The following is a 20,879-nucleotide window of genomic DNA, read 5'->3' as shown; positions in this document are numbered from 1 at the left end:
CGTGATCTTCAGCCCCGCCCTGATCGCCTATCGCCTGCTGACCCGCCTGATCGAGCCCCTGGCCCCGCGCCTGCTCGACGCCCGGGTCAAACAGGGCAAGGAAGACCCGCAGCGGGTCGATGAACGGCTGGGGTTGGCGGGCGTGGCGCGCCCCGACGGGCCGCTGATCTGGATTCACGGCGTCAGCGTCGGCGAGGCCCTGTCCATCCTGCCGCTGGCTGAACGCATCCGCAAAGACCGCCCCGACGTGACGGTTCTGGTCACGACCGGCACGCTGACCTCGGCGCAGATTTTGGCCCAGCGCCTGCCGGCGGGCGTCATCCACCAGTTCGCACCGGTCGACAGCCCCGGCGCCGTCGCCGCCTTCCTCGACCACTGGCGGCCCGCCGTCGGCGTCTTTGTCGAGAGCGAGCTGTGGCCGAACCTGCTGACAGCGGCCCGCAAACGCGGCGTCGCCCTGGCCCTGGTCAGCGCCCGCATCACCGACAAGACCGCCGAGGGCTGGAAGAAGGCCCCCGGCATGGCCCGCGCCCTGATGGCCTGTTTCGCTCACGTCTGGCCGCAGGATCAGGCCAGCGCCGACCGGCTGACGGCGCTCGGCGCCCGCGTCGACGGTCAGGTCAATCTGAAGCTGTCGGGCGAACCCCTGCCCTATGACAAGGGCGAGTTCAGCCGTCTGTCGGCCCTGATCGACGACCGGCCCGTCGTGGTCGCGGCCAGCACCCACGAGCATGAGGAAATGGCCATCGTCGGCGCGCTGGACCATCTGGCCGACCGTCTGTTCCTGATCGTCGTGCCGCGCCACCCCGACCGCGCCGACGAGATCGCCCGCTCGCTGGCGCAGGACGGCTACAGCTTTGCGCGACGCAGCCAGCGCCAGCCGATCACCGACCAGACCGACATCTATCTGGCTGATACGCTGGGCGAACTGGGCCTGTTCATGCGGCTGGCCGACGTGGTGGTCATGGGCGGGTCGTTCGCGCCAGCGCTGGGCGGCGGCGCCGTCGGCGGCCACAATCCGCTGGAGCCGGCGCGGCTGGGCAAGCCGGTCGTCACCGGCCCCGACGCCAGCAACTGGGCCGCCGTGACGCGAATGCTGAAACAGTCCAGCGGACTGGTCTCGGTGCTGTCGCCCGCTGAGCTGCCTGGCGTGGTCGCCCCCCTGCTGGCCGACCCTGACGCGGCGCGCGACATGGGCGAGCGCGCCAGACGGGCCGCCGCCGACGCCGCCGCCGGGCTGGACCGGCTGTGGCTGGCCTTGCAGGCGCATCTGCCCGCCGCCCCGTCGCGAGGCCGTCGATGAAGCTGAACACGCCCCGCTGGTGGTACAGCCGCGACCGCCGCCATGCGCCGGTGGCGCGCATGCTGCTGAAGCCCGCCTCGTGGATCTGGGCCGGCGTCACCGCCCGCCGCATCGCCCGCGCCACGCCGGTCGATCCCGGCGCGCCGGTCATCTCCATCGGCAATCTGACGGTCGGCGGATCAGGCAAGACGCCGATCGCGCGCGAGGTCCTGCGCCTGCTCCATGCCGAAGGGGTCCAGGCCGCCGCCCTGTCGCGCGGCTATGGCGGGACGCTGGAAGGGCCGGTTCAGGTCGATCTGGCCGTCCACACCGCCGTTGACGTGGGCGACGAGCCTCTGATTCTGGCCGCCGACGCTCCCGCCTGGATCGCGCGGGACCGCGTGGCCGGCGCCAAGGCGGCCGTCGCTGCGGGCGCGCAGGCCCTGGTGCTGGACGACGCCCATCAGAACCCGGCGCTGAAAAAGACCCTCAGCCTGATCGTGGTGGACGGCGAGACGCGCGGCGACGAATGGCCCTTCGGCGACGGCTCGGTCTTTCCGTCCGGTCCGATGCGCGAACCGCTAAAGGCCGGGCTGGCGCGGACGGACGCGGTCGTCATCCTGCTGCCCGCCGACCTGGCCGAGGCCGATCCCGAACTGGTCGCGACCTTCAAAGACCTGCCCGTCTTCATCGCTCGGCTGGAGCCCGCCGCCGCCCCGCCGTCCGGGCCTCAGGTCGGCTTCGCCGGCATCGCCAAGCCGTGGAAGGTCGAGCGCTCGCTGATCGCCGCCGGTTGCGATCTGAAGGACTTCGTCCCCTTCCCCGACCACGCCGAACTGTCCGAGCGCGACTTCGCCCTGCTGACCGATCGGGCGACCCTGTTCGAGGCCGGTCTGGTCACAACGGAGAAGGACTGGGTGCGCCTGCCGCCCGCACGACGCGCGCAAATCGTCGCCTGGCCCGTCGTCGCGCGACTGGCGGATGAACCGGGTTTCAAAACCTTCCTTCGCGGAAAACTTAGAACTATTTTGCCCGAGCAATAACAGTCGAGGGGCAAACCCTTCCCCAAGTGACGAGATTTTACAATCTCGACCTTGGTCTTCGGCCACAGGCGCCAGCTTAGGCGTTATGCTGAGACGATCTCCCGGAGCGTCCAGTAAAATGAAGATCGCAGTTCTCGACGACGACCCTGTCCAGCTGGAAACCATTTCCGGCGTGGCGGAGGCGGCCGGCTATCGCCCCGTCCTGTTCGCTCGAGCCCAGGCTCTGATCTCCGCCCTGCGCAAGGACACCTTCGACCTGCTGATCGTGGACTGGAACCTGCCCGACCGCTCGGGTCTGGAAGTCCTGGCCTGGGCCCGGACCAATCTGAAACCGCCGCCGCCCATGCTGCTGGTCACGAGCCGCGCCGAGGACGAGGACATCATCGCCGGGCTGAACGCCGGCGCAGACGACTACCTGCCCAAACCCCTGTCCCCCGCCGTGCTGGAGGCGCGCATCAACGCCCTGATGCGCCGCGCCTACGCCCAGCCTTCGACCCCCGGCGCCGAGGTTCATGGCGACACGGTCTTCCACGACTCGGCCAGCAGCGTGACGCGCAACGGCAAGACCGTGGTTCTGACGGCCAAGGAATACGCCCTGGCGCAACTGCTGTTCCGCAACCTGCACCGCGCCCTGTCGCGGACCTATATCCTCGAGACCGTCTGGGGCAACGAACCCAACCTCAACAGCCGATCGCTGGACATGCACATCTCGCGCATCCGCACCAAGCTTGAGTTGCGGCCCGAACAAGGCTTCCGCCTGACGCCCATTTACAGCTACGGTTATCGCCTGGAACGCGTTGACGCCCTTGAGGCCCTCTCAGGCGACGTGCAGGCCCAGGACGCATAAGAGGCGAAGACATGAACCGAAACCGAGCGATCATCGCCGGCCTGGCGGCGGCGCTGGTCACGGCTTCTCCCGGCTTCGCCCAGACCCGAACCGCGCCCGGAGCAGCGGCGACCGCCGTGGCGCCCGTCGAGACGCTCGACTATGTGGTCCGGCCCGGCGACACCCTGATCGACCTGGCCGCCGCCTTTCTCAATCAGCCCTCGGACTATCGCCGGGTTCAGCGTGAAAACCGCGTGGCCAATCCCCGTCGCCTGCCCATCGGCCGCACCCTGGCGATCCCGGTCTCCCTGCTGCGCGCCGATCCCGATCAGGCCCGAATCGCCAGCTTCCGCGGCGCCGTCACTCTGAGCGAAGGCCGGCGTGTCGCCCCGCCGGTGCAGGGCCAGTCGGTGTCGGAGGACGCCGTCCTGACCACCGGCGCCAACGCCTTCGTCCGACTGGCCCTGTCGGACGGCAGCCATGTGGTCGTGCCGTCCAACAGCCGGGTTCGCCTGACCCGTCTGCGCCGCTACGCCCTGAACGGCGCCGTGGATCACGCCATGACCGTCGAGGCCGGGCGCGCAGAGTCGCGCGTCACCCCGCGTCGTCGCCCCGGGCGCTTCGTGGTTCGCACCCCTGTCTCCGTCTCCGCCGTCCGCGGAACCGACTTCCGCGTCGCCTTCAACGACGATACCGATCGCTCGGCCACCGAGGTCATCGAAGGCGTGGTCGCGGTGGATTCCGGCGACGGCCTGAGCGAGGCCGTGGCTGTCGCCGATCAGGGCGTGGCGACAAGTCTGACCGACACGCGTCTGGTCCCCCTGCTGCCCGCTCCTGCCCTGGCGCAGCCCGACGAGGTCCAGTCCGGCCCGGTCGTGAACTTCGCCCTGACGCCCCTGAGCGGCGCCGCCGCCTATCGCGGGCGTCTGGCCACCGACGCGGGCATGATCGACGCCTTCGCCGAGACCGACAGCGTCCCGGAGCAGCCGCGCCTGACCTACGCGGAACTGGCCGACGGCGCCTACTTCCTGCGCCTCAGCGCCCTGTCGTCGGAGGGGATGGAGGGGCGTAGCACCACCTACAGCTTCATCCGCGCCCGCAACGGCGTCGGCGGCCTGGCCTGGGGCAGCGAGACCCGCGACAACCGCCGCTTCTATCGCTTCCGCTGGGAGGCCGAGGGCGAGGGCGAGGCCAACTTCCGCTTCCAGCTGTCGCGTGAAGACGCCGAGGGCCGGGCCGAGGGGCCGCCCCTGGTCGATCAGCCGGGCGTGGCCGAACAGGCCTTCACCCTCAGCGACCTGCCGCCCGGCGTCTATACCTGGCGGGTGCAGGGATCGCGTCACCGCTTTGGCCGACTGCTTCAGGTCTGGTCCGAGCCGCAGCAACTGCGCATCGGACGCTGATCGATGCGCGGGCGGGGCTGGCGGGGGGCTGGCCTGACAGGCCGGCGCGCCCTGATCGAATGGGGGCTGGTGGCGGCGGTTACGGCCCTGCTGGTCGGCTGGCTGGCCCTCACCCCCGTCGCCGACCGCGCCGACAACCTGGTCTATGACGGCCTGATCCGGCTTCAGGACGGCCCCGCCGATCCCTCCATCGTCATCATCGCCATCGACGACCGCAGCCTGAGCGAACTGGGCCGCTGGCCCTGGCCGCGCACCCTTCACGCCGCCCTGATCGAGCGATTGAGCCAGGCCCGGCCTCGCGCCGTGGCCTATGATGTCCTGTTCACCGAGCCCGCCGCCGCCGCCGACGACGTCGCCCTGGCCGATGCCCTGACCCGCGCCGGCGACGTTCACCTGCCGCTGCTGGTCGATGCTCCGGGCCAGAACGGCGCCGCCTGGCAGGTCAGCGCCCCCGCCCCCGACCTGGCCAAGGCCGCCGCCGGCCTGGGCCACGTCAACATGATCGTCGACGGAGACGGGGTGATCCGGCGCGCTCCGCTCTACATGCAGGCGGGCGATCAGACCTGGCCGCAGTTGATCCTGCCCCTGGCCGAAACCGCGAGGGCCGTCGCGGCTCCTCCCCGCGCCGATCCGAGCAGCGGCGAAGCCCTGATCGCCGCCGCGCCTGAAGCCATCGCCTATCGCGGCCCGCCGGGAAGGTTCCGCACCCTGTCCTTCGTCGACGTGCTGAACGGCGAGGTTCCCGCCGATTTCCTGAAGGACAAGCTGGTTCTGGTCGGCGCCACCGCGCCGGGCATGGGCGATCGCTACGCCACGCCTGCGGCGCCGCACGGCGAACTGAGCCCCGGCGTCGAGATCCAGGCGGCCCTCTTGCAGACCCTGATCGAGGGCGGCGGGCCGCGCACGGTCAGCCCGCCCTGGGTGCTGGCGCTGTCGCTGTTGCCTCTGGCCCTGCTGATCGGCGGCTTTCTGACGCTGCGGCCCTCGGCCAACATGGTGCTGGGCGCGGGCCTGATCGTGCTGACCCTGGTGCTGACGGCCGTCGCCTTCCTGACGTCAGGACTATGGTTCCCGCCCGCCGCCGCCGTCGCGGGTCTGGCCCTGGCCTATCCCTTGTGGAGCTGGCGCCGTCTGGCCGCCGCCTCGGCCTATATGCAGAGCGAGGTCGAGACCTTCCAGCGCGAGGCCGCGCCCGTCCCCATCGCCGGACTGACCTCCGTCGCCATCGCGCCGCGTCACGGCGACGTCGTCGCCAAGCAGGTGGACACCCTGCGCGCGGCCCTGAAGCAACTGCGCGATCTGGATCGCTTCATCGCCGACGCCCTGCGCAGCCTGCCCGACGCCACCGTCGTCGCTGCGCCCGATGGCCGCGTGCTGGTGGCCAATGATCGGGCCCACGCCCTGTTCGGCGCCGACCTCGGCCCGGATGCTCATCTGGCCGATCTCTTCCTGACCCTGGGCGAGCCCGCCTGGCGGCGCTTCGTCGCGGACGAGGCGCCTGACCTCGGCGACATCCTGGCCCCCGAGGGTCAGGTGCTGAAGGTGGCGGCCGCGCCCCTGACCAACGCCGAAGGCCGCCCCGTGGGCCATATCGTCCGCTTCGCCGACATGACCGGCTTCCGCGTCGCCGAGCGTCAGCGCGAGCAGGCGCTGCAACTGCTCAGCCACGACATGCGAGCGCCGCAGGTGTCGATCCTGACCCTGCTGGACGGCCGGCAGGACCGGGCCGATCCCGCCTTCGAGCGCCGCATCGGCGACTATGCCCGCCAGACGCTGGATCTGGCCGAGGGCTATGTTCAGCTGGCCCGCGCCGAGTCCCAGCCCTATCGCAGCCTGATCCTCGATCTGGGCCAGGTGCTGATGGACGCCGCCGACACCCTGTGGCCCCAGGCCTCGGCCAAGGGCGTGGTCATCCAGACGCCGGATGGCGAAGACGAGCATCTGGTTCAGGGCGACCCGGCCCTGCTGCGGCGACTGCTGACCAACCTGCTCGACAACGCCCTGAAATACGGCCCGGCCGGCGGCGTGATCGCCTGCACCCTGACCAGCGCCGAAGAGGCGGGGCGTCCGGTCTGGGCCCTGCGCATCCGTGATCAGGGGCCCGGCCTGTCCGAAGAAGCCGAGCGCCGCCTGTTCCAGCCCTTTGGCCACGGCGACGCCGATGCGCGCGGTTCGGGTCTGGGGCTGGCCTTCGTGCGCACCGTAGCCCGGCGTCACGGCGGTCAGGTCGTCTATGAGGCCGGGGTGGGCGCCACCTTCGTCCTGACCCTGCCCCGCGTGATCGAGGCCGGCGAGGCGTAAGCCGTCACTGGGCTTCGGGCAGTTCCGCCACCACGGCCGCGGCCAGGGCTTCCAGCGCGGCGTCCTGCTTGCGGTCGCCGACCACCGTCCTGGTGCTGGCCTCATAGACGGTCGGAGCCGCCCCCGGCCCGTTCAGGGTCAGGCTGAGGACATGGGTTTTACGGTTCGCGGCCCACCATTGCGGCAGGACCGGCGACGCCGTCCATTCGCCTTGACGCGCCGCGTCGTCGGTAAAGGCGCCGGTGCGCTGGGGCCGAACGCCATAGGCGATCTCGATCAGCCAGTCGGCGCTCTTGTCGCCCTCACGCCAGCCCCTTGCCTGAAGTTGGCGACGCACGGCGGCCGTCGCGGCGGTGACATCCGGCGCTCCGGCGTCGGGGACCGCCAGCCGATAGGTCGCCGCGCCGGGCTGGAACGCCGCAGGCGGGGTGACGTCAATGCGCGGCCCCGCAGCGCACCCGGACAGGGCGGCGGCGGCCAGGGCGATCAGGAGGGAGGAAGAACGGGCCATGGCTCACCCTAGCCCGCAGAACACGGTGGAGCCATGGCCGTCGTCAAAAGGTCAGTCCTGACGGAAGACCTGACCGTTCTTCATGACGAAGCGGACGCGTTCCAGCTCGGTCACGTCGCTGAGCGGATCGCCCGAGACAGCGATCAGGTCGGCGGGCATGCCTGCCGCCAGACGCCCGGCCTCATTCGTGATTTTCAGGTGTTCGGCGGCGCCGACCGTGGCGGCCTGAATGGCCTCCAGCGGCGTCAGACCGGCGCGGACCAGCAGGGCGAACTCCTGGGCGTTGTCGCCGTGGGCCGAAACCCCGGTGTCGGTGCCGAAGGCGATGCGGACGCCGCCGGCGTGGGCGCGCCGGGCCATGTCCAGCATCTTGGGTCCGGCCTCCAGCGCCTTGGCGGTCTGGGCCGGGGTGAAGAAGTTGTCCGGGCTGGCGGCCACGCGGGCCACATAGTCGCCGGCCATCAGGGTCGGGACCAGCCAGGCGTTGTGCGATTTGAACAGGCGCATGGACTCATCGTCCAGATAGGTGCCGTGCTCGATGGAGTCGCCGCCCGCCTTGAGGAAGGCGTTGATGCCGTCGACGCCGTGGGCGTGGGCCGTAACCTGGCGTCCCATGCGGTGCGCCGAGGCGACGATGGCGGCCAGTTCATCCTCGCTGAACTGCTGGGCCAGACCGGCTGCGGTGTTGGACAGGACGCCGCCAGTGGCCGTGATCTTGATGATGTCGGCGCCGCTGCGGACCTGAAGCCGGACCGCCCGCATGCAGTCCTCGACGCCCGAGCAGACGCTTTCCGGCGACAGGACGTGCATGACGTCCTCGCGATAGCCGTTGATGTCGCCGTGGCCGCCGTGAACCGAGACCGCCGAACCCGCCGCGATGATGCGCGGTCCCGGCACGTCGCCGCGCCGCACCGCGTCGCGCAGGGCGAAGATGGCCTCGTTGCTGGCGCCTAGATCGGCGACCGTGGTGAAGCCCGCGTTCAGCGTGCGACGCGCATAGCGGGCGCCGATCATGGCCTGGGTCGCGTTCGACTCGGTGACGTTTTCCAGACGCCCATTGGGGTTCTGCTGGCTGGTCAGGTGGACATGGCTGTCGATCAGGCCGGGCAGGACGAAGGCGCTGCGCAGATCGACCACATTTCCGTCGCCGACGAAGCCGTCGCGGATTTCGACGACTTGGTTCCCTCTGATCACGAGAGTTTTATCTCGCAGCACCCGACCGCTCGCCGGATCGGCCAGAAGTCGCCCCACTTGGACGAACGTGGTCGGCTGTTCCGCCGAAACGGCAGCGACCGCAGGGGCTTGCTGCGCCTGCGCCGAGGTGGCGGCCAGAACGGCAGCGGTCACAATCAGAGCCAGTTTCTTCATTGGTCCCTCCCAGAACTTCATGCGTCACCTTAGACGGTCGTCGGCTTTCGCCAAGGCTCAGGTTGCGTCGTTACGCGCCTTTGTGAAACAAGCCGTCACAGTTGTTTAATCGTGCGAGGGGCGTCGCATGCGGCTTTCCAGACGTGGCTTGATCTTGGGCGGTTCGGCCCTGTTGGCGGGATGTTCTTCCGCCGCCTCTACCGTTCAGCTCGCCGGCGTCGCGCCTGCCAGCCTTCCTGCCGCTCCGGTTCCGGGCGTCGTGCAGCAGGCCGCTGCCGTGGCCCAGGCGACCGGCCCCGTCATCGATCCGCACGGCGTCGTGCGCAAGGACCTGATGGAGCGCGCCTACGCCGCGCTGGACACCCACGGCCACAAGATTTCCAAGCGCGACCGGATGTATCTGGTCGATTTCCAGAAGTTCTCGGGCGAGGATCGCTTCTACGAGGTCGATCTGGAAGGCGGCTGGGTCACGGCCTATCGCACCAGCCACGGGCGCGGCTCCGACCCGGCGCACTCGGGCTTCGCCCAGCGCTTCTCGAACCAGATGGACAGCCATATGTCGTCCGTCGGCGCCTATGCCACGGCGGGCGCCAGCTGGGGCGGTCAGCAGGGGCCGAACGTCCTGCTGGACGGGCTGGAATATTCCAACGACCGGGCGCGCGAGCGGGCCATCATCATCCACGGCGCCGACTACGCCGACCCGGCCTTCCTGGCCCGCGAGGGCAAGCTGGGCCGGTCCTACGGCTGTTTCTCGGTGTCGCACGCCGACCTGGCGCCGCTGCGCGAACGCATGGGCGAGGGCCGGCTTCTGTTCGCCATGGCCTGATCGTTCGAACGTCACCTCTGGACATGGGAGCGACCTCAAGGCCAAACGCCGCGCCAGAGGCCATGGCCCCTCGGGACAAGCCCGAGGGTGACGTGAAATTAGATCAGCGCGGCTCCATTATTCTTCGAGCCGCTTAACGCGGCTCCAGCGCCCGCCAGCCGATGTCGGAGCGGTAGAAGCCGCCCGGCCAGTCGATCTTCGCAATCGCGTCATAGGCCCGCGTGCGGGCCTCGGCGATGTCCGCGCCGTAGGCGCAGACGTTCAGCACGCGACCGCCGGCCGCCGTCAGGGCGCCGTCCTCGCGTTTGCGGGTTCCCGCGTGGAACACCTGGACATGGGGGCCGAAGTCCTGATCGGCGCCGCGGATGACCGAGCCTTCCAGCGGGCTGTCGGGATAGCCCTTGGCCGCCAGAACCACGCAGATGACCACGCCGTCCTTGAACCGGGGCGCCGGGGCCTTGGTCAGGTCGCCGCGCGCGCAGGCCAGCAGAAGGGGCACGATGTCGCCGTCAAAGCGCATCATCAGCACCTGACATTCCGGGTCGCCGAAGCGGGCGTTGAACTCGACCACCTTGGGGCCTTCGCTCGTCGCCATCAGCCCGGCGTAGAGGACGCCGCGATAGGGCGCGCCCTCGGCCGCCATCATGCGGATGGTCGGCTGGACCACGCGCTCGTCAGCGGCCTGCACCAGTTCCCGGGTGAAAACCGGCGCCGGAGAATAGGCGCCCATGCCGCCGGTGTTCGGCCCCATGTCGCCCTCGAAGGCGCGCTTGTGGTCCTGCGCCCCGCCAAACAGGACGGCCCGCTGGCCGTCGCACAGGGCGAACAGCGAGCCTTCCTCGCCGTCCATGAATTCCTCGATGACCACGCGCGAACCAGCCGAGCCGAAACGCCCGCCCAGCATCCGCTCGATCTCGGCCTCGGCGTCGGCCTTGTCAGGGCTGATGGCCACGCCCTTGCCCGCCGCCAGGCCGTCGGCCTTGATGACATAGGGGGCGGAATACTGGTTCAGCGCCGCCTTGGCCGAGGCCACATCCTCATAGACGCCGTAGCCCGCCGTCGGGATGTTGTGGCGTTGCAGGAAGGCCTTGGAGAAGGCCTTGGAGGTTTCCAGCTGGGCCGCCTTGGCGGTGGGACCGAAGCAGGGAATGCCCGCCGCGATGAGCCGGTCCGCCAGGCCCTCGGCCAGGGCCGATTCTGGGCCGACCACGACCAGATCCGCCTTCATCTCGCGCGCCAGAGCCGCCAGGCCCTCGGCGTCGGTGGCCTTGAACTCGGGCCGCAGTTCGGCGTGCCGGGCCATGCCGGGGTTGCCGGGCGCGACGACGAGCCGCGTGACCAGCGGCGATTGGGCGATCTTCCAGGCCAGGGCGTGTTCACGCCCTCCGGATCCGACGAGCAAGATGTTCATGCTTGCGCAATGACCGGCCCGGCGGCGCGGGTCAAGCGGAGGAAAGGGTTAGCGGCCTAGAGAACCGCCGACAGGACGTAGATCACGGCGCCCAGAAGAACGAGGCTCAGCACCACCAGCCACGGGCTGACCGCGGGGGCGCTGCTGCGACGCGCCAGTTCGTCCTCGCGCGGGGCGCGTTCGGCGGGATCGGTTCCGGGCGGATCGGCGGGCTCCATGGTCAAGCTAACGGGCACGACCTCTCCCCGTTCCCGCCTGCGACAAGACGGGCTAAGGTCGATGCATGATCTCCGACGACGACTATGCTTTCGAAGGCCCCGCCGAGGCGCCGGCCGCCGCGCGCGATAACAATCCGCCCCTGTCGATCTCGGAGCTGAGCTTTGCGCTGAAACGCACGCTGGAGGACCGGTTCGGTCACGTCCGCCTGCGCGGCGAGATCTCCAAGGTGAACCGCCACGCCTCGGGCCACGTCTATCTGACGCTGAAGGACGACAAGGCGGCCATCGACGGCGTCATCTGGAAGGGCGTGGTCAAGGGCCTGGGCGCCCAGCCGGAAAGCGGTCTGGAAGTCATCGTCACCGGCAAGATCACCTCCTACCCGGCCCGATCCTCCTATCAGATCGTCATCGAAAGCATGGAGCCGGCGGGCGCGGGCGCTCTGCTGGCCCAACTTGAACGCCTGAAGGCGCGGCTGCGCGACGAGGGCCTGTTCGAGCCTTCACGCAAGAAGCCCCTGCCGACCTTCCCGGCTGTCATCGGCGTCGTCACCAGCCCGACCGGGGCCGTGATCCGCGACATCCTGCACCGCATCGCCGAACGCTGGCCCTGCCGCGTCATCGTCTGGCCGGTGGTGGTTCAGGGCGACGCCGCCAGCGGGCAGGTGGCGAACGCCATTCGCGGCTTTGACGCCATGAGGCCGGACGGAGCGATCCCCCGCCCCGACCTGCTGATCGTGGCGCGCGGCGGCGGCTCGGTCGAGGACCTGTGGTGCTTCAACGACGAGGCTCTAGCCCGCACCGTGGCCGAGGCCCGCATCCCGATCATCTCGGCCGTAGGACACGAGACCGACACCACCCTGATCGACTTCGTCTCCGACCGCCGCGCGCCCACCCCGACCGGCGCTGCCGAAATCGCCACCCCGGTTCTGGCCGACCTGCGCTGGGCGCTGACCGATCTGGAAGGCCGTCTGGGCCGCGCGGGCTCGCGTCTGCTGGAGGACCGCCGCACCCGCCTGCGCGCCGCCGCCCGCGGCCTGCCCGCCCGGCCCGAGGACCTGCTGGCCCTGCCGCAGCAGCGGCTCGACCATGCCGCCAGCCGTCTGGGCTCGGGTCTGCATCGCAATGTCGCCGTGCATGAGCGCCAGTTGGCCGTGGTCGGCGGGCGTCTGTCCAAGGGTCTGCTGGACCGCGCCATCGAACGGCGCGGCGACCGTCTGACCGCCTATGCCGACCGCTTCGGCCCGGCGATGAAGCGGCGGCTGGATCGTGACGAGACCCGCCTGGCCGCCCTGTCGCGGGCGCTGGCGACGCTGGACCCCAAGCGGCCCAAGCCCGGCTTCGCCCGCATCGAGGACGCGGCTGGCGCCATGATCGCCTCCGCCGCCGCCCTGTCGTCGGGGCAGGCCGTTCGCATCGTCTTCGGGGACGGGGCGCGTGACGCGACCATCGACGGCGAGGGCGCGCAGCCCCGGCCCATCACCCCGCCCGCGCCAAAGCCTGCGCCGCGCGCCAAGCCTTCCACGGCGGGACAGGGCGACCTGTTCTAGGGCCCCCAAAGCCCCCTCGCCCGCCACGAGTTCGTCTTCTTTCAGATGACGGCGATTCGCCTCTCGTCTCGCGCGGCCAAGCATGCCAATCATCGCCGCATGACGACGCCTGCTTCGCCTTCCGTTTCACCCTCGCCCGCCACGCTCCATTACGGCGACGGGGAGTTCGCCGTGCTGCGCCCCGGCCCCTATGTGACCTGTGCTGTCAGCGGGGTCCCGATCCCGCTCGCCGCCCTGCGCTACTGGTCGGTCGAACGGCAGGAAGCCTATGCCAGCCCGCTGGAGTTCATGGCCGCCGCGCGCGACGCCTGAGATCCGTTCGCTTCTCTCGCTGAAGCGCGTTTTCGCCGCCTGTCAGATTGTGTCGTGTTCCCATGTCCGCCCTGCAATCGCTTGACGTCCTGCTCGCCGACGACAACCCCAATATGCGGTCCATCGTCTTCGCCATGCTGAAGTCCATCGGCGTGACCCGCCTGCGCGAGGTCAGCGACGGATCGGCGGCGCTGGAAGCGCTGAACGCGCGTCCCGCCGACCTGGCCATTGTCGACTTCAAGATGCTGCCGGTGGACGGCGTGACCTTCACCCAACTGGTGCGCACCGCGCCGGACAGCCCCAATCCCTATCTGCCGATCATCATGATGACCGGCCATTCGGAAAAGCGCCGCGTGGCCCAGGCGCGCGACGCTGGGGTGACGGAATTTCTGGTCAAGCCGGTCACGCCCCTGGCCCTGCTGACGCGCATTCAGGCGGTCATCATGCATCCGCGGGAGTTCATCAGGACCGACAGCTATTTCGGCCCGGATCGCCGCCGCACCCAGACCGACAGTTTCGCCGGCCCGTTTCGGCGGATCAGCGACGCCTTGCTGGACTAGGCCTCGGCGGCCTTCACCGACTCATAGACCTTGGGCGGCCAGCGCTTGTGGACCCAGAACCAGTCCACGGGATGCTCGCGCACGCGATCCTCGACGAAGCGGTTCACCGCCTGAATGCCGGCCAGAACGTCGGCGGCCTTGTCGCCCGTGTCCGGCACGGCGATAGGCTCATGCGCCGTCACGCGGAACCGCACGCCAGGCAGGCGCGTCACCGACAAGGGCTGCATCACCGTGCCGAATTTCAGCGCCAGCCGCGCCGCGCCCGGCGAGGCGTTGACCGGCTGGCCGAAGAACTCGACCTCCGGCCCCTGACTGTATTTCTGATCGACCAGCAGAGCGATGGACTCGCCGCGCTTCATCCCCGCCATCAACTCGCGCGTGCCGTCGCCCTTGGGCGCGAACAGCTTGATGCCGTAGCGCTCGCGGCTCTGGCGGATCAGGGCGTCCACATAGGGATTGTTGGCCGCGCGATAAGTCACCTGGCAGGGCACGCCCGCCGCCATGATGACCGCCGCCATGACCTCGAAATTGGCCAGATGGCCCGAGACCAGCACGACCGGCTTTCCACTGTCGCGAATGGCGTGCAGCCGTTCCAGACCGACCACGTCGATCCGCCCGCTTTCAGGGGTCAGGCGATCCATGACCGCCAGCTCGGCGAAAGTGCGCCCCGTCTGCTCCCATTGGTCGATGGCCAGACGGTCGCGCTCGCTGGCGTCCATGTCCGGGAAGGCGATGCGCAGGTTGCGCGTCACCGTCCTGTGCGTGCCGGTCAGCGGGCCGAGCGTGCGCAGCAGCCCCCCGCCAAAACCGGAAGCCCCCTCGACGCCCATCGCCCGCAGGACGGCGAACAGCCCGGAAAAGGCGGCCGCCTGCAGTCGCCAGTTCAGGTCCTGGAGAAACCCGACATCTTTATGGGCGCTATCGCCTTTATGGGCGCTATCGCCCTTCGGGCTGCTTGAGCGCATGTCGCTTTCGCTACCGCCCTTCGGGCTGCTTGAGCGCGTTTGATCTTCACCAGGCAATCGTCAGTCCGCCGTCCACAACCAGGGTCTGTCCGGTCACATAGGCCGAGGCAGGGCTGCACAGATAGACCGCCGTGCCCGCGATTTCATCAGGCTGGCCGATCCTTTTCAGCGGAGCGGGGTCGGTGACCGACTTCAGCAGCTCGGGATTCTCCCACAGGTATTTGGCGAAATCCGTCTGGACCAGGCCAGGCGCGATGCAGTTCACGCGCACATTCGACGGCCCGAACTCGACCGCCAGGTTGCGCACCAGCTGCATGTCGGCGGCCTTGGAGATGTTGTAGGCGCCGATCAGGGCGTTGCCGCGAAGCCCGCCGATGGACGAGATCACCAGGATCGCCCCGTCCTTGCGCGCCAGCATCTGCGGCGCGACCATCTGGATCAGCCAGTGGTTGGAGATGACGTTGTTCTGAAAGATTTTCTCGAACTGGTCGTCGGCGATGCCCGCCATCGGCCCGGCGTAGGGGTTGGTCGCGGCGTTGCAGACCAGGATGTCGATCTGGCCAAAGGCGGCGTTGGTTTCGTCCGCCAGACGCTGCAGGTCTTCCTTGGACGCGATGTTGGCGGGGATGGCGATGGCGCGGCCCGCGCCGTGCTTTTCATTGATGGCGGCGGCGACCTCGTCGCACGGCCCGGCCTTGCGCGAGGAGATAACGACGCGGGCGCCGTGCTCGGCCAGACGCTCGGCGATCGCCTTGCCGATGCCCTTGGAGGAGCCGGTGATGACCGCGACCTTGCCGCTCAGATCGAACAATTCCACGCCTTAACCTCCCATTTGGTCGGATTTCTGTGTCCGAACCCTAGCCGTTACCTCTAGTTACCCTGATACTTGGCCGATTCCATACGGGAAAGGCGGCTCAACACCGGTCCCATGCGCAAGATTACGGGCGGATTTCTGTTCTTCGGCTACCTGTTCCTGTCCCTGACCATCGGGGCGGCGATCTGGCGCGCCGGTATGGGCGCGGGCGCAGGCGCGGCCGGCGTGCTCGGCGCCCTGGGCGTCATGCTGGGGCTGCACGCCGCCATCGCCGGGGTTCTGGACCGCCGCACCCTGCGCAAGGAGATCGCCAAGGTCCGCGAGGCGCACCGCCTGCTGGCCGATGCGATGGAGTCGACCCAAGGCGCCCTGACCGAGCTGGCCGAGGCCATCGAGAGCGGCGCCCTGACGCGCACCGACGCCCTCACCGGCGAGGTGCGGATGCTGGAGGGTCTGGTCCAGCAGATGAGCGAGTCGATCGATGAGCGTCTGGCGACCTCGCCCATCACCGCCGACACCTATGAAGGCCGTCGTCAGGTCCAGTCGAACACCCTGCTGAAAACCGTCCACGACGCCCTGACGGAAAACCGCATCGACCTCTATCTGCAGCCGGTCGTCACCCTGCCGCAGCGCCGGACCGTTTTCTACGAGAGCTTCACCCGCCTGCGCGACCCGTCCAACCGGGTCATGATGCCCGCCGAATATCTGTCGGTGGCCGAGGGCGAGGGCCTGCTGCCCGCCATCGACAACCTGCTGCTGTTCCGCTGCGCCCAGATCGTGCGCCGTCTGGCGCGACAGGATCGCAAGGTCGGCGTCTTCTGCAACGTGTCCCTGGCCTCGCTGGGCGACGAGACCTTCTTCCCCCAGTTCCTCGACTTCCTCAGCCAGAACCGCGACCTGAAGGACGCCCTGATCTTCGAACTGGGTCAGGCGACCTTTGACGCGCGCGGCGCCGCCGAAGCGCGCAACATGGCCAAGCTGGCCGACCTGGGCTTCCGCTTCTCCATCGACAAGGTGCAGACGCTGGATCTGGACTTCGCCGACCTGCAACGCTCGGACGTGCGCTTCATCAAGGTGGCCGCCGACCTGCTGATCGAACAGCTTCTGGACCTGGACGGCGCCACGCCTCTGGCCTCGCAGCCCGACATCCAGGCCGCCGACTTCGCCCCCCTGACCCGCCGCTACGGCCTCGAGCTGATCGCCGAAAAGGTCGAGAGCGAGAAACAGGTGGTCGACATCCTGGAGCTCGACATCGGCATCGGCCAGGGCCACCTGTTCGGCGAGCCCCGCGCCATCAAGGAAGCCGTCCTGGCCGAGACTGATCCCCCCGCCGAGTTCGTCCGCACCACGCTGAAGTCGGCCGAGCAGCGCCGCCGGTTCTAGCCTCTGCTTTCCTCCCCGCCTGTGGGGAGGGGGACCGCGAAGCGGTGGAGGGGGCGACGCCGACATCTGCCCATCGCATTCACAACCCACCGTCCCGCCGCCCCCTCCGTCACGGACGCTTACGCGTCCGCGCCACCTCCCCATGGAATGGGGAGGAAAGAAGGGCCGAAAGCCGCCAGACAGGTCGTCTCGACCGGCGTCTATGGCGCTCATGACCGACGTCGCTTCTCCCCTCGACTGGCCCCGCATCGCTGACGACCTGAACGCCCAGGGATGGGCGACTGTCGGCCCGCTGCTGACGCCCGCAACCTGTGAGGCCCTGCACGCCCTCTACGACCAGCCCGAGCGGTTCCGCAGCCGGATCCTCATGCAGCGACACGGCTTTGGGCAGGGCGAGTATCAGTATTTCGACAATCCCTTGCCCGATCCCCTGCCCCGGCTGCGGGCGCGGCTCTATGCGGGACTGGCGCCCATAGCCAACGGCTGGGCCGCGCGGCTGGAACGGCCGGGCTTTCCGGACAGTCTGGATGAGCTGACCGCCCAATGCCGGGCCGCAGGCCAGACGCGGCCGACCTCGCTGATGCTGCGCTACGGTCCCGGCGACTACAACCGGCTGCATCAGGACCTCTATGGCGATCTGGTCTTCCCCTTGCAGGCGGCGATCCTGCTCAGCGATCCGGCGGCGTTCGAGGGCGGCGAGTTCGTGCTGGTCGAACAGAAGCCGCGCTCGCAGTCACAGGCCCATGTGGCGCCGCTGAACCAGGGCGAGGCGGTGATCTTCGCCGTGCGCGAACGGCCTGTCGCCGGCACGCGCGGCGACTATCGCGTGCAGATGCGCCACGGGGTCAGCAGGGTGCGGGCGGGCCGGCGCATGACGCTGGGGCTGATCTTTCACGACGCGAGCTAGAAACAATCCGCTCATCCCCGCGGAGGCGGGGATGAGCGGGTATTGGGTGTCCCGCTCAAGAAAAAGGCCCCGCCGCCGGAGCGGAGGGGCCTGATCCTTAAGCCTTCTGCGCGTCCAGCCAGCGGACCGCGTCGGCGTCGCGGGCTGACAGGTCGGGGAAGTCGGCGTCGGAGCCGACGTCAGGGACGCGGCGCCAGGAACGGGCGCACTTGGGATAGTCGGCCAGCTTGACCTCGACGGTGACGGCGTCGCCGCCGACCACCAGTTCAGCGCCCGAGGTGCGGAACACTTCGGCGGCGTCCAGACCGTCGAACGGCGCCAGCAGCTCGGCCGGGGCCGTGACCACCGGCCAGGCGTCCAGGGCGCCGCCGATCAGCTTGTCGCGACGCGCGGCTTCCAGGGCCTCATTGACCACCTCCAGCACGGTGTTGACCCCGGCCCAACGCTCGGCCTCGGCCGGATTGCGCCACTGGTCGGGCGTTTCCGGGATGACGCGGGCGCAGTTGGTGCCGGCTTCCGGGAAGCGCGTGGTCCAGGCCTCTTCCATCGTAAAGGGCGTCAGCGGGGCCAGCCAGGCGGTCAGGCGGCTGAAGACCTCGTCCATCACCGTGCGCACGGCGCGGCGGCGGATGCTGTCGGGACGGTCGCAATAGAGGCTGTCCTTGCGCACATCGAAATAGAGCGCCGACAGGTCGCCCGAGCAGAACTCCAGCACCGGACGCACCACGTCCTGGAAGCGGTAGTCGCGGTAGGCCTCGCGCACCTGACCGTCCAGTTCATGCAGACGGTGCAGGATGAACTGCTCCAGCGGCGGCATCTGGTCGTAGGACAGGCGTTCGGCCTCGTCGAAGCCGTTCAGGGCGCCCAGCAGATAGCGGACGGTGTTCCTCAGCTTGCGATAGGCGTCGACCGTGGTTTGCAGGATCTGCTTCCCGATCCGCTGGTCCTCGGCATAGTCCACCAGGGCGACCCAGAGGCGCAGGATGTCGGCGCCCGATTCCTTGATGACAACGGCCGGGTCGGTGGTGTTGCCACGCGACTTCGACATCTTCTCGCCGTTCTCGTCCTGGGTGAAGCCGTGGGTCAGGACGGCGTCATAGGGGGCGCGGCCGCGCGTGCCGGAACCCTCCAGCAGGTTTGACTGGAACCAGCCGCGGTGCTGGTCGGAGCCTTCCAGATAGAGGTCGGCGGGCCAGTGCGACGGGCGGTCGCCGACATAGCCGTGGGCCGGGTCGCGGGCTTCCAGGGTGAAGGCATGGGTGCAGCCCGAGTCGAACCAGACGTCCAGGATGTCCTGGATCTTCTCGAAGCGGTCGGCGTCGTGCGCGCCCAGGAAGTCGGCGTCGGGCCGGTCGAACCAGGCGTCGGCGCCGCCCTCGGACACGGCCTTCAGGATGCGGGCGTCGACCTCGGGGTCATGCAGGGGTTGGCCGGTCTGCTTGTCCACGAACATGGCGAGCGGCGTGCCCCAGGCCCGCTGGCGGCTGATCAGCCAGTCAGGACGGCCTTCGACCATCGACCGGATGCGGTTCTTGCCCGCCGCCGGGTGGAAGGCGGTGGCGTCGATGGCCGTCAGGGCCTTCTCGCGCAGGGTGTCGCCGTCGGCCAGAGCTTCGTCCATGCGGATGAACCACTGCGGCGTGTTGCGGAAGATGATCGGGGCCTTGGAGCGCCACGAGTGCGGATAGGAGTGCTCCATCCGGCCGCGCGCCAAGAGGTTGCCCGCCTCGATCAGCTTTTCCATCACCGCGCCGTTGGCGGGGCCAAACTTGCCGGTCTTCTTGCCCTCGGTCTCCAGCACCTTGAGGCCGGCGAACAGGGGCACGTGGTCGTAATAGGCGCCGTCGGCGTCCACCGTATCCGGCACCTCGCGGTGGCCATGGGCCTGCCAGACGGCATAGTCGTCCGCGCCGTGGCCGGGGGCGGTGTGGACAAAGCCGGTGCCGGCGTCGTCGGTCACATGGTCGCCGGCCAGCAGGGGCACGGAGAAGCCGTAGCCGCTATCCAGCGCCGCCAGCGGGTGGGCGCATTCCAGACCCGAGGGGTTGATGGCGTCCACGCGGGTGAAGCCGCTGATCTTGGCCGCCTTGAACACGTCCTCGGCCAGCTTGTCGGCGATGATGAAGCGGTCGCCCGGCTTGGCCCAGGGCTCGTAGTCCAGACCTTCTTCCAGAGCCGTGACCTCATAGAGGCCATAGGCGATCTCGGGGCCGTAGCTGATGGCGCGGTTGGCCGGGATGGTCCAGGGCGTGGTCGTCCAGATGACGATCGACGGCGTGGCCGCACGGAACGACAGCAGGTCGTCGGGGTGGCTGTCGGTCGCGCCGACCACCGGGAACTTGACCCAGATCGTGGGCGAGACGTGGTCGTGATACTCGACTTCTGCATCCGCGAGGGCCGTGCGCTCGACCGGCGACCACATCACCGGCTTGGAGCCGCGATACAGCTGGCCCGAGTTCTTGAACTTGTGGAACTCGGCGACGATGGCCGCCTCGGTCGTGAAGTCCATGGTGGCGTAGCGGTTGTCGAAGTCGCCGGTGATGCCCAGGCGCTTGAACTGATCGCGCTGCACGTCGATCCAGCCCGCGGCGTATTCACGGCAGGCCTTGCGGAACTCCGACTTGGAGACCTCGTCCTTGCGGCGGCCCTTGGCGCGGAACTGCTCCTCGATCTTCCACTCGATCGGCAGACCGTGGCAGTCCCAGCCGGGGACGTAGTCGACGTCGTAACCCAGCAGGAAGCGCGAACGGACCACGAAGTCCTTCAGCGTCTTGTTCAGGGCGTGGCCGATGTGGATGTCGCCGTTGGCGTAGGGCGGGCCGTCGTGCAGGACGTAGAGCGGCGCCTTCTGGGCCTGACGGATGCTACGCAGCTGGCCGTAGAGGTCGCCCCAGGCGGCGATGATTTCCGGCTCCTTCTTCGGCAACCCGCCCCGCATGGGGAAGGGCGTCTCGGGCAGGAAGACGGTGTCGCGATAGTCGCGGCCAGCTGCTTCAGAGGCGGTGTCGTTGGTGGCGTCGGCCATGGGGTAATCTTTGTCTTTAGCGCGGGCGCCGAGGAGGCGGCGCGGACGCAGTCTAGCGTGAAGGCCGTTGAACGGCATCGGCGATATTCGATCCCGACGTGCGCGGGGCTGTTCGCCCTGGCGCTACGCCGGGCGGCTAATCGAAATCGGACGGATCACGCGAACGGTCATGGTTGA

General features: G+C 69.1%; 18 protein-coding genes. 11 read left to right on the top strand and 7 right to left on the bottom strand.

Features of this window, described 5'->3' with window-relative positions:
- Nucleotide 1: 1 nt before the first annotated feature.
- From P0Y52_02795 to P0Y52_02775, 5 genes are all read left to right on the top strand, one after another.
- A complete protein-coding gene (locus P0Y52_02795) occupies nt 2-1,303 on the top strand; it encodes a 3-deoxy-D-manno-octulosonic acid transferase (protein ID WEK58485.1) in 1,302 nt (433 codons plus the stop codon).
- Nucleotides 1,300-2,325, top strand: coding sequence for a tetraacyldisaccharide 4'-kinase (lpxK, locus tag P0Y52_02790; GenBank protein WEK58484.1), 1,026 nt, complete (start codon nt 1,300-1,302; stop codon nt 2,323-2,325). The genes P0Y52_02795 and lpxK overlap by 4 nt, the downstream gene beginning before the upstream one ends.
- Before the next feature lie 118 nt (nt 2,326-2,443).
- The gene (locus P0Y52_02785) at nt 2,444-3,172 is read left to right on the top strand and encodes a response regulator transcription factor (GenBank protein ID WEK58483.1); all 729 of its coding nucleotides are present in this window, start codon (nt 2,444-2,446) and stop codon (nt 3,170-3,172) included.
- Between the two features lie 11 nt (nt 3,173-3,183).
- Nucleotides 3,184-4,554: a FecR domain-containing protein gene (locus tag P0Y52_02780; protein ID WEK58482.1), complete on the top strand. Its 1,371-nt coding sequence runs from the start codon at nt 3,184-3,186 to the stop codon at nt 4,552-4,554.
- Between the two features lie 3 nt (nt 4,555-4,557).
- Nucleotides 4,558-6,855, top strand: a complete 2,298-nt coding sequence (locus P0Y52_02775; protein ID WEK58481.1) for a CHASE2 domain-containing protein — start codon at nt 4,558-4,560, stop codon at nt 6,853-6,855.
- A gap of 4 nt (nt 6,856-6,859) precedes the next feature.
- Here the strand turns inward: P0Y52_02775 and P0Y52_02770 are convergent, their stop codons facing one another.
- Nucleotides 6,860-7,366, bottom strand: a complete 507-nt coding sequence (locus tag P0Y52_02770; GenBank protein ID WEK58480.1) for a DUF4136 domain-containing protein — start codon at nt 7,364-7,366, stop codon at nt 6,860-6,862.
- A gap of 51 nt (nt 7,367-7,417) precedes the next feature.
- Nucleotides 7,418-8,734, bottom strand: coding sequence for an amidohydrolase family protein (locus tag P0Y52_02765; protein ID WEK58479.1), 1,317 nt, complete (start codon nt 8,732-8,734; stop codon nt 7,418-7,420).
- Between the two features lie 259 nt (nt 8,735-8,993).
- Here P0Y52_02765 and P0Y52_02760 point away from each other — a divergent pair, with 259 nt between their 5' ends.
- Nucleotides 8,994-9,560, top strand: a complete 567-nt coding sequence (locus P0Y52_02760; GenBank protein ID WEK58478.1) for a murein L,D-transpeptidase catalytic domain family protein — start codon at nt 8,994-8,996, stop codon at nt 9,558-9,560.
- Nucleotides 9,561-9,693: 133 nt separating this feature from the next.
- Here the strand turns inward: P0Y52_02760 and purD are convergent, their stop codons facing one another.
- Together purD and P0Y52_02750 are read right to left on the bottom strand one after the other, a co-directional pair.
- The gene (gene purD, locus P0Y52_02755) at nt 9,694-10,971 is read right to left on the bottom strand and encodes a phosphoribosylamine--glycine ligase (GenBank protein WEK58477.1); all 1,278 of its coding nucleotides are present in this window, start codon (nt 10,969-10,971) and stop codon (nt 9,694-9,696) included.
- A 56-nt stretch (nt 10,972-11,027) separates the two neighbouring features.
- A complete protein-coding gene (locus P0Y52_02750) occupies nt 11,028-11,207 on the bottom strand; it encodes a hypothetical protein (GenBank protein ID WEK58476.1) in 180 nt (59 codons plus the stop codon).
- A gap of 47 nt (nt 11,208-11,254) precedes the next feature.
- Between P0Y52_02750 and xseA the strand changes: the two genes are divergently transcribed.
- The 3 genes from xseA (at nt 11,255) to P0Y52_02735 (ending at nt 13,608) form a co-directional block, all read left to right on the top strand.
- A complete protein-coding gene (xseA, locus tag P0Y52_02745) occupies nt 11,255-12,736 on the top strand; it encodes an exodeoxyribonuclease VII large subunit (protein ID WEK58475.1) in 1,482 nt (493 codons plus the stop codon).
- 99 nt (nt 12,737-12,835) lie between these two features.
- On the top strand, nt 12,836-13,048 hold the full coding sequence (locus P0Y52_02740; protein ID WEK58474.1) for a DUF2093 domain-containing protein: 213 nt from the start codon (nt 12,836-12,838) through the stop codon (nt 13,046-13,048).
- Nucleotides 13,049-13,110: 62 nt separating this feature from the next.
- Nucleotides 13,111-13,608 (top strand): response regulator, encoded by a 498-nt coding sequence (locus P0Y52_02735; protein ID WEK58473.1) that lies wholly within the window; start codon nt 13,111-13,113, stop codon nt 13,606-13,608.
- Here P0Y52_02735 and P0Y52_02730 read toward each other — a convergent pair.
- Together P0Y52_02730 and P0Y52_02725 are read right to left on the bottom strand one after the other, a co-directional pair.
- Complete coding sequence (locus tag P0Y52_02730; protein ID WEK58472.1) at nt 13,605-14,573, bottom strand: lipid A biosynthesis acyltransferase; 969 nt, start codon at nt 14,571-14,573, stop codon at nt 13,605-13,607. The genes P0Y52_02735 and P0Y52_02730 overlap by 4 nt on opposite strands.
- Before the next feature lie 46 nt (nt 14,574-14,619).
- Nucleotides 14,620-15,390 (bottom strand): SDR family oxidoreductase, encoded by a 771-nt coding sequence (locus P0Y52_02725; GenBank protein WEK58471.1) that lies wholly within the window; start codon nt 15,388-15,390, stop codon nt 14,620-14,622.
- Between the two features lie 111 nt (nt 15,391-15,501).
- Between P0Y52_02725 and P0Y52_02720 the strand changes: the two genes are divergently transcribed.
- Together P0Y52_02720 and P0Y52_02715 are read left to right on the top strand one after the other, a co-directional pair.
- Nucleotides 15,502-16,770, top strand: coding sequence for an EAL domain-containing protein (locus tag P0Y52_02720; protein WEK58470.1), 1,269 nt, complete (start codon nt 15,502-15,504; stop codon nt 16,768-16,770).
- Nucleotides 16,771-16,981: 211 nt separating this feature from the next.
- Nucleotides 16,982-17,677: a 2OG-Fe(II) oxygenase gene (locus P0Y52_02715; protein WEK58469.1), complete on the top strand. Its 696-nt coding sequence runs from the start codon at nt 16,982-16,984 to the stop codon at nt 17,675-17,677.
- Nucleotides 17,678-17,774: 97 nt separating this feature from the next.
- Here the strand turns inward: P0Y52_02715 and ileS are convergent, their stop codons facing one another.
- Nucleotides 17,775-20,702, bottom strand: a complete 2,928-nt coding sequence (gene ileS, locus P0Y52_02710; GenBank protein WEK58468.1) for an isoleucine--tRNA ligase — start codon at nt 20,700-20,702, stop codon at nt 17,775-17,777.
- Nucleotides 20,703-20,879 lie beyond the last annotated feature (177 nt).

Source organism: Candidatus Brevundimonas phytovorans (assembly GCA_029203145.1).
In the GTDB taxonomy this organism is placed as follows: Bacteria; Pseudomonadota; Alphaproteobacteria; order Caulobacterales; family Caulobacteraceae; genus Brevundimonas; species Brevundimonas phytovorans.
Note: the sequence above shows the minus strand (reverse complement) of the source record. Positions and strands in the feature narration are given on the sequence as shown.

Bases quoted from the DNA above. Each gene is read 5' to 3' on its own strand.
- lpxK (WEK58484.1), top strand. From the start codon at position 1,300: ATGAAGCTGAACACGCCCCGCTGGTGGTACAGCCGCGACCGCCGCCAT.
- P0Y52_02785 (WEK58483.1), top strand. From the start codon at position 2,444: ATGAAGATCGCAGTTCTCGACGACGACCCTGTCCAGCTGGAAACCATT.
- P0Y52_02780 (WEK58482.1), top strand. From the start codon at position 3,184: ATGAACCGAAACCGAGCGATCATCGCCGGCCTGGCGGCGGCGCTGGTC.
- P0Y52_02775 (WEK58481.1), top strand. From the start codon at position 4,558: ATGCGCGGGCGGGGCTGGCGGGGGGCTGGCCTGACAGGCCGGCGCGCC.
- P0Y52_02770 (WEK58480.1), bottom strand. From the start codon at position 7,366: ATGGCCCGTTCTTCCTCCCTCCTGATCGCCCTGGCCGCCGCCGCCCTG.
- P0Y52_02765 (WEK58479.1), bottom strand. From the start codon at position 8,734: ATGAAGAAACTGGCTCTGATTGTGACCGCTGCCGTTCTGGCCGCCACC.
- purD (WEK58477.1), bottom strand. From the start codon at position 10,971: ATGAACATCTTGCTCGTCGGATCCGGAGGGCGTGAACACGCCCTGGCC.
- xseA (WEK58475.1), top strand. From the start codon at position 11,255: ATGATCTCCGACGACGACTATGCTTTCGAAGGCCCCGCCGAGGCGCCG.
- P0Y52_02740 (WEK58474.1), top strand. From the start codon at position 12,836: ATGACGACGCCTGCTTCGCCTTCCGTTTCACCCTCGCCCGCCACGCTC.
- P0Y52_02735 (WEK58473.1), top strand. From the start codon at position 13,111: ATGTCCGCCCTGCAATCGCTTGACGTCCTGCTCGCCGACGACAACCCC.
- P0Y52_02730 (WEK58472.1), bottom strand. From the start codon at position 14,573: ATGCGCTCAAGCAGCCCGAAGGGCGATAGCGCCCATAAAGGCGATAGC.
- P0Y52_02720 (WEK58470.1), top strand. From the start codon at position 15,502: ATGCGCAAGATTACGGGCGGATTTCTGTTCTTCGGCTACCTGTTCCTG.
- P0Y52_02715 (WEK58469.1), top strand. From the start codon at position 16,982: ATGACCGACGTCGCTTCTCCCCTCGACTGGCCCCGCATCGCTGACGAC.
- ileS (WEK58468.1), bottom strand. From the start codon at position 20,702: ATGGCCGACGCCACCAACGACACCGCCTCTGAAGCAGCTGGCCGCGAC.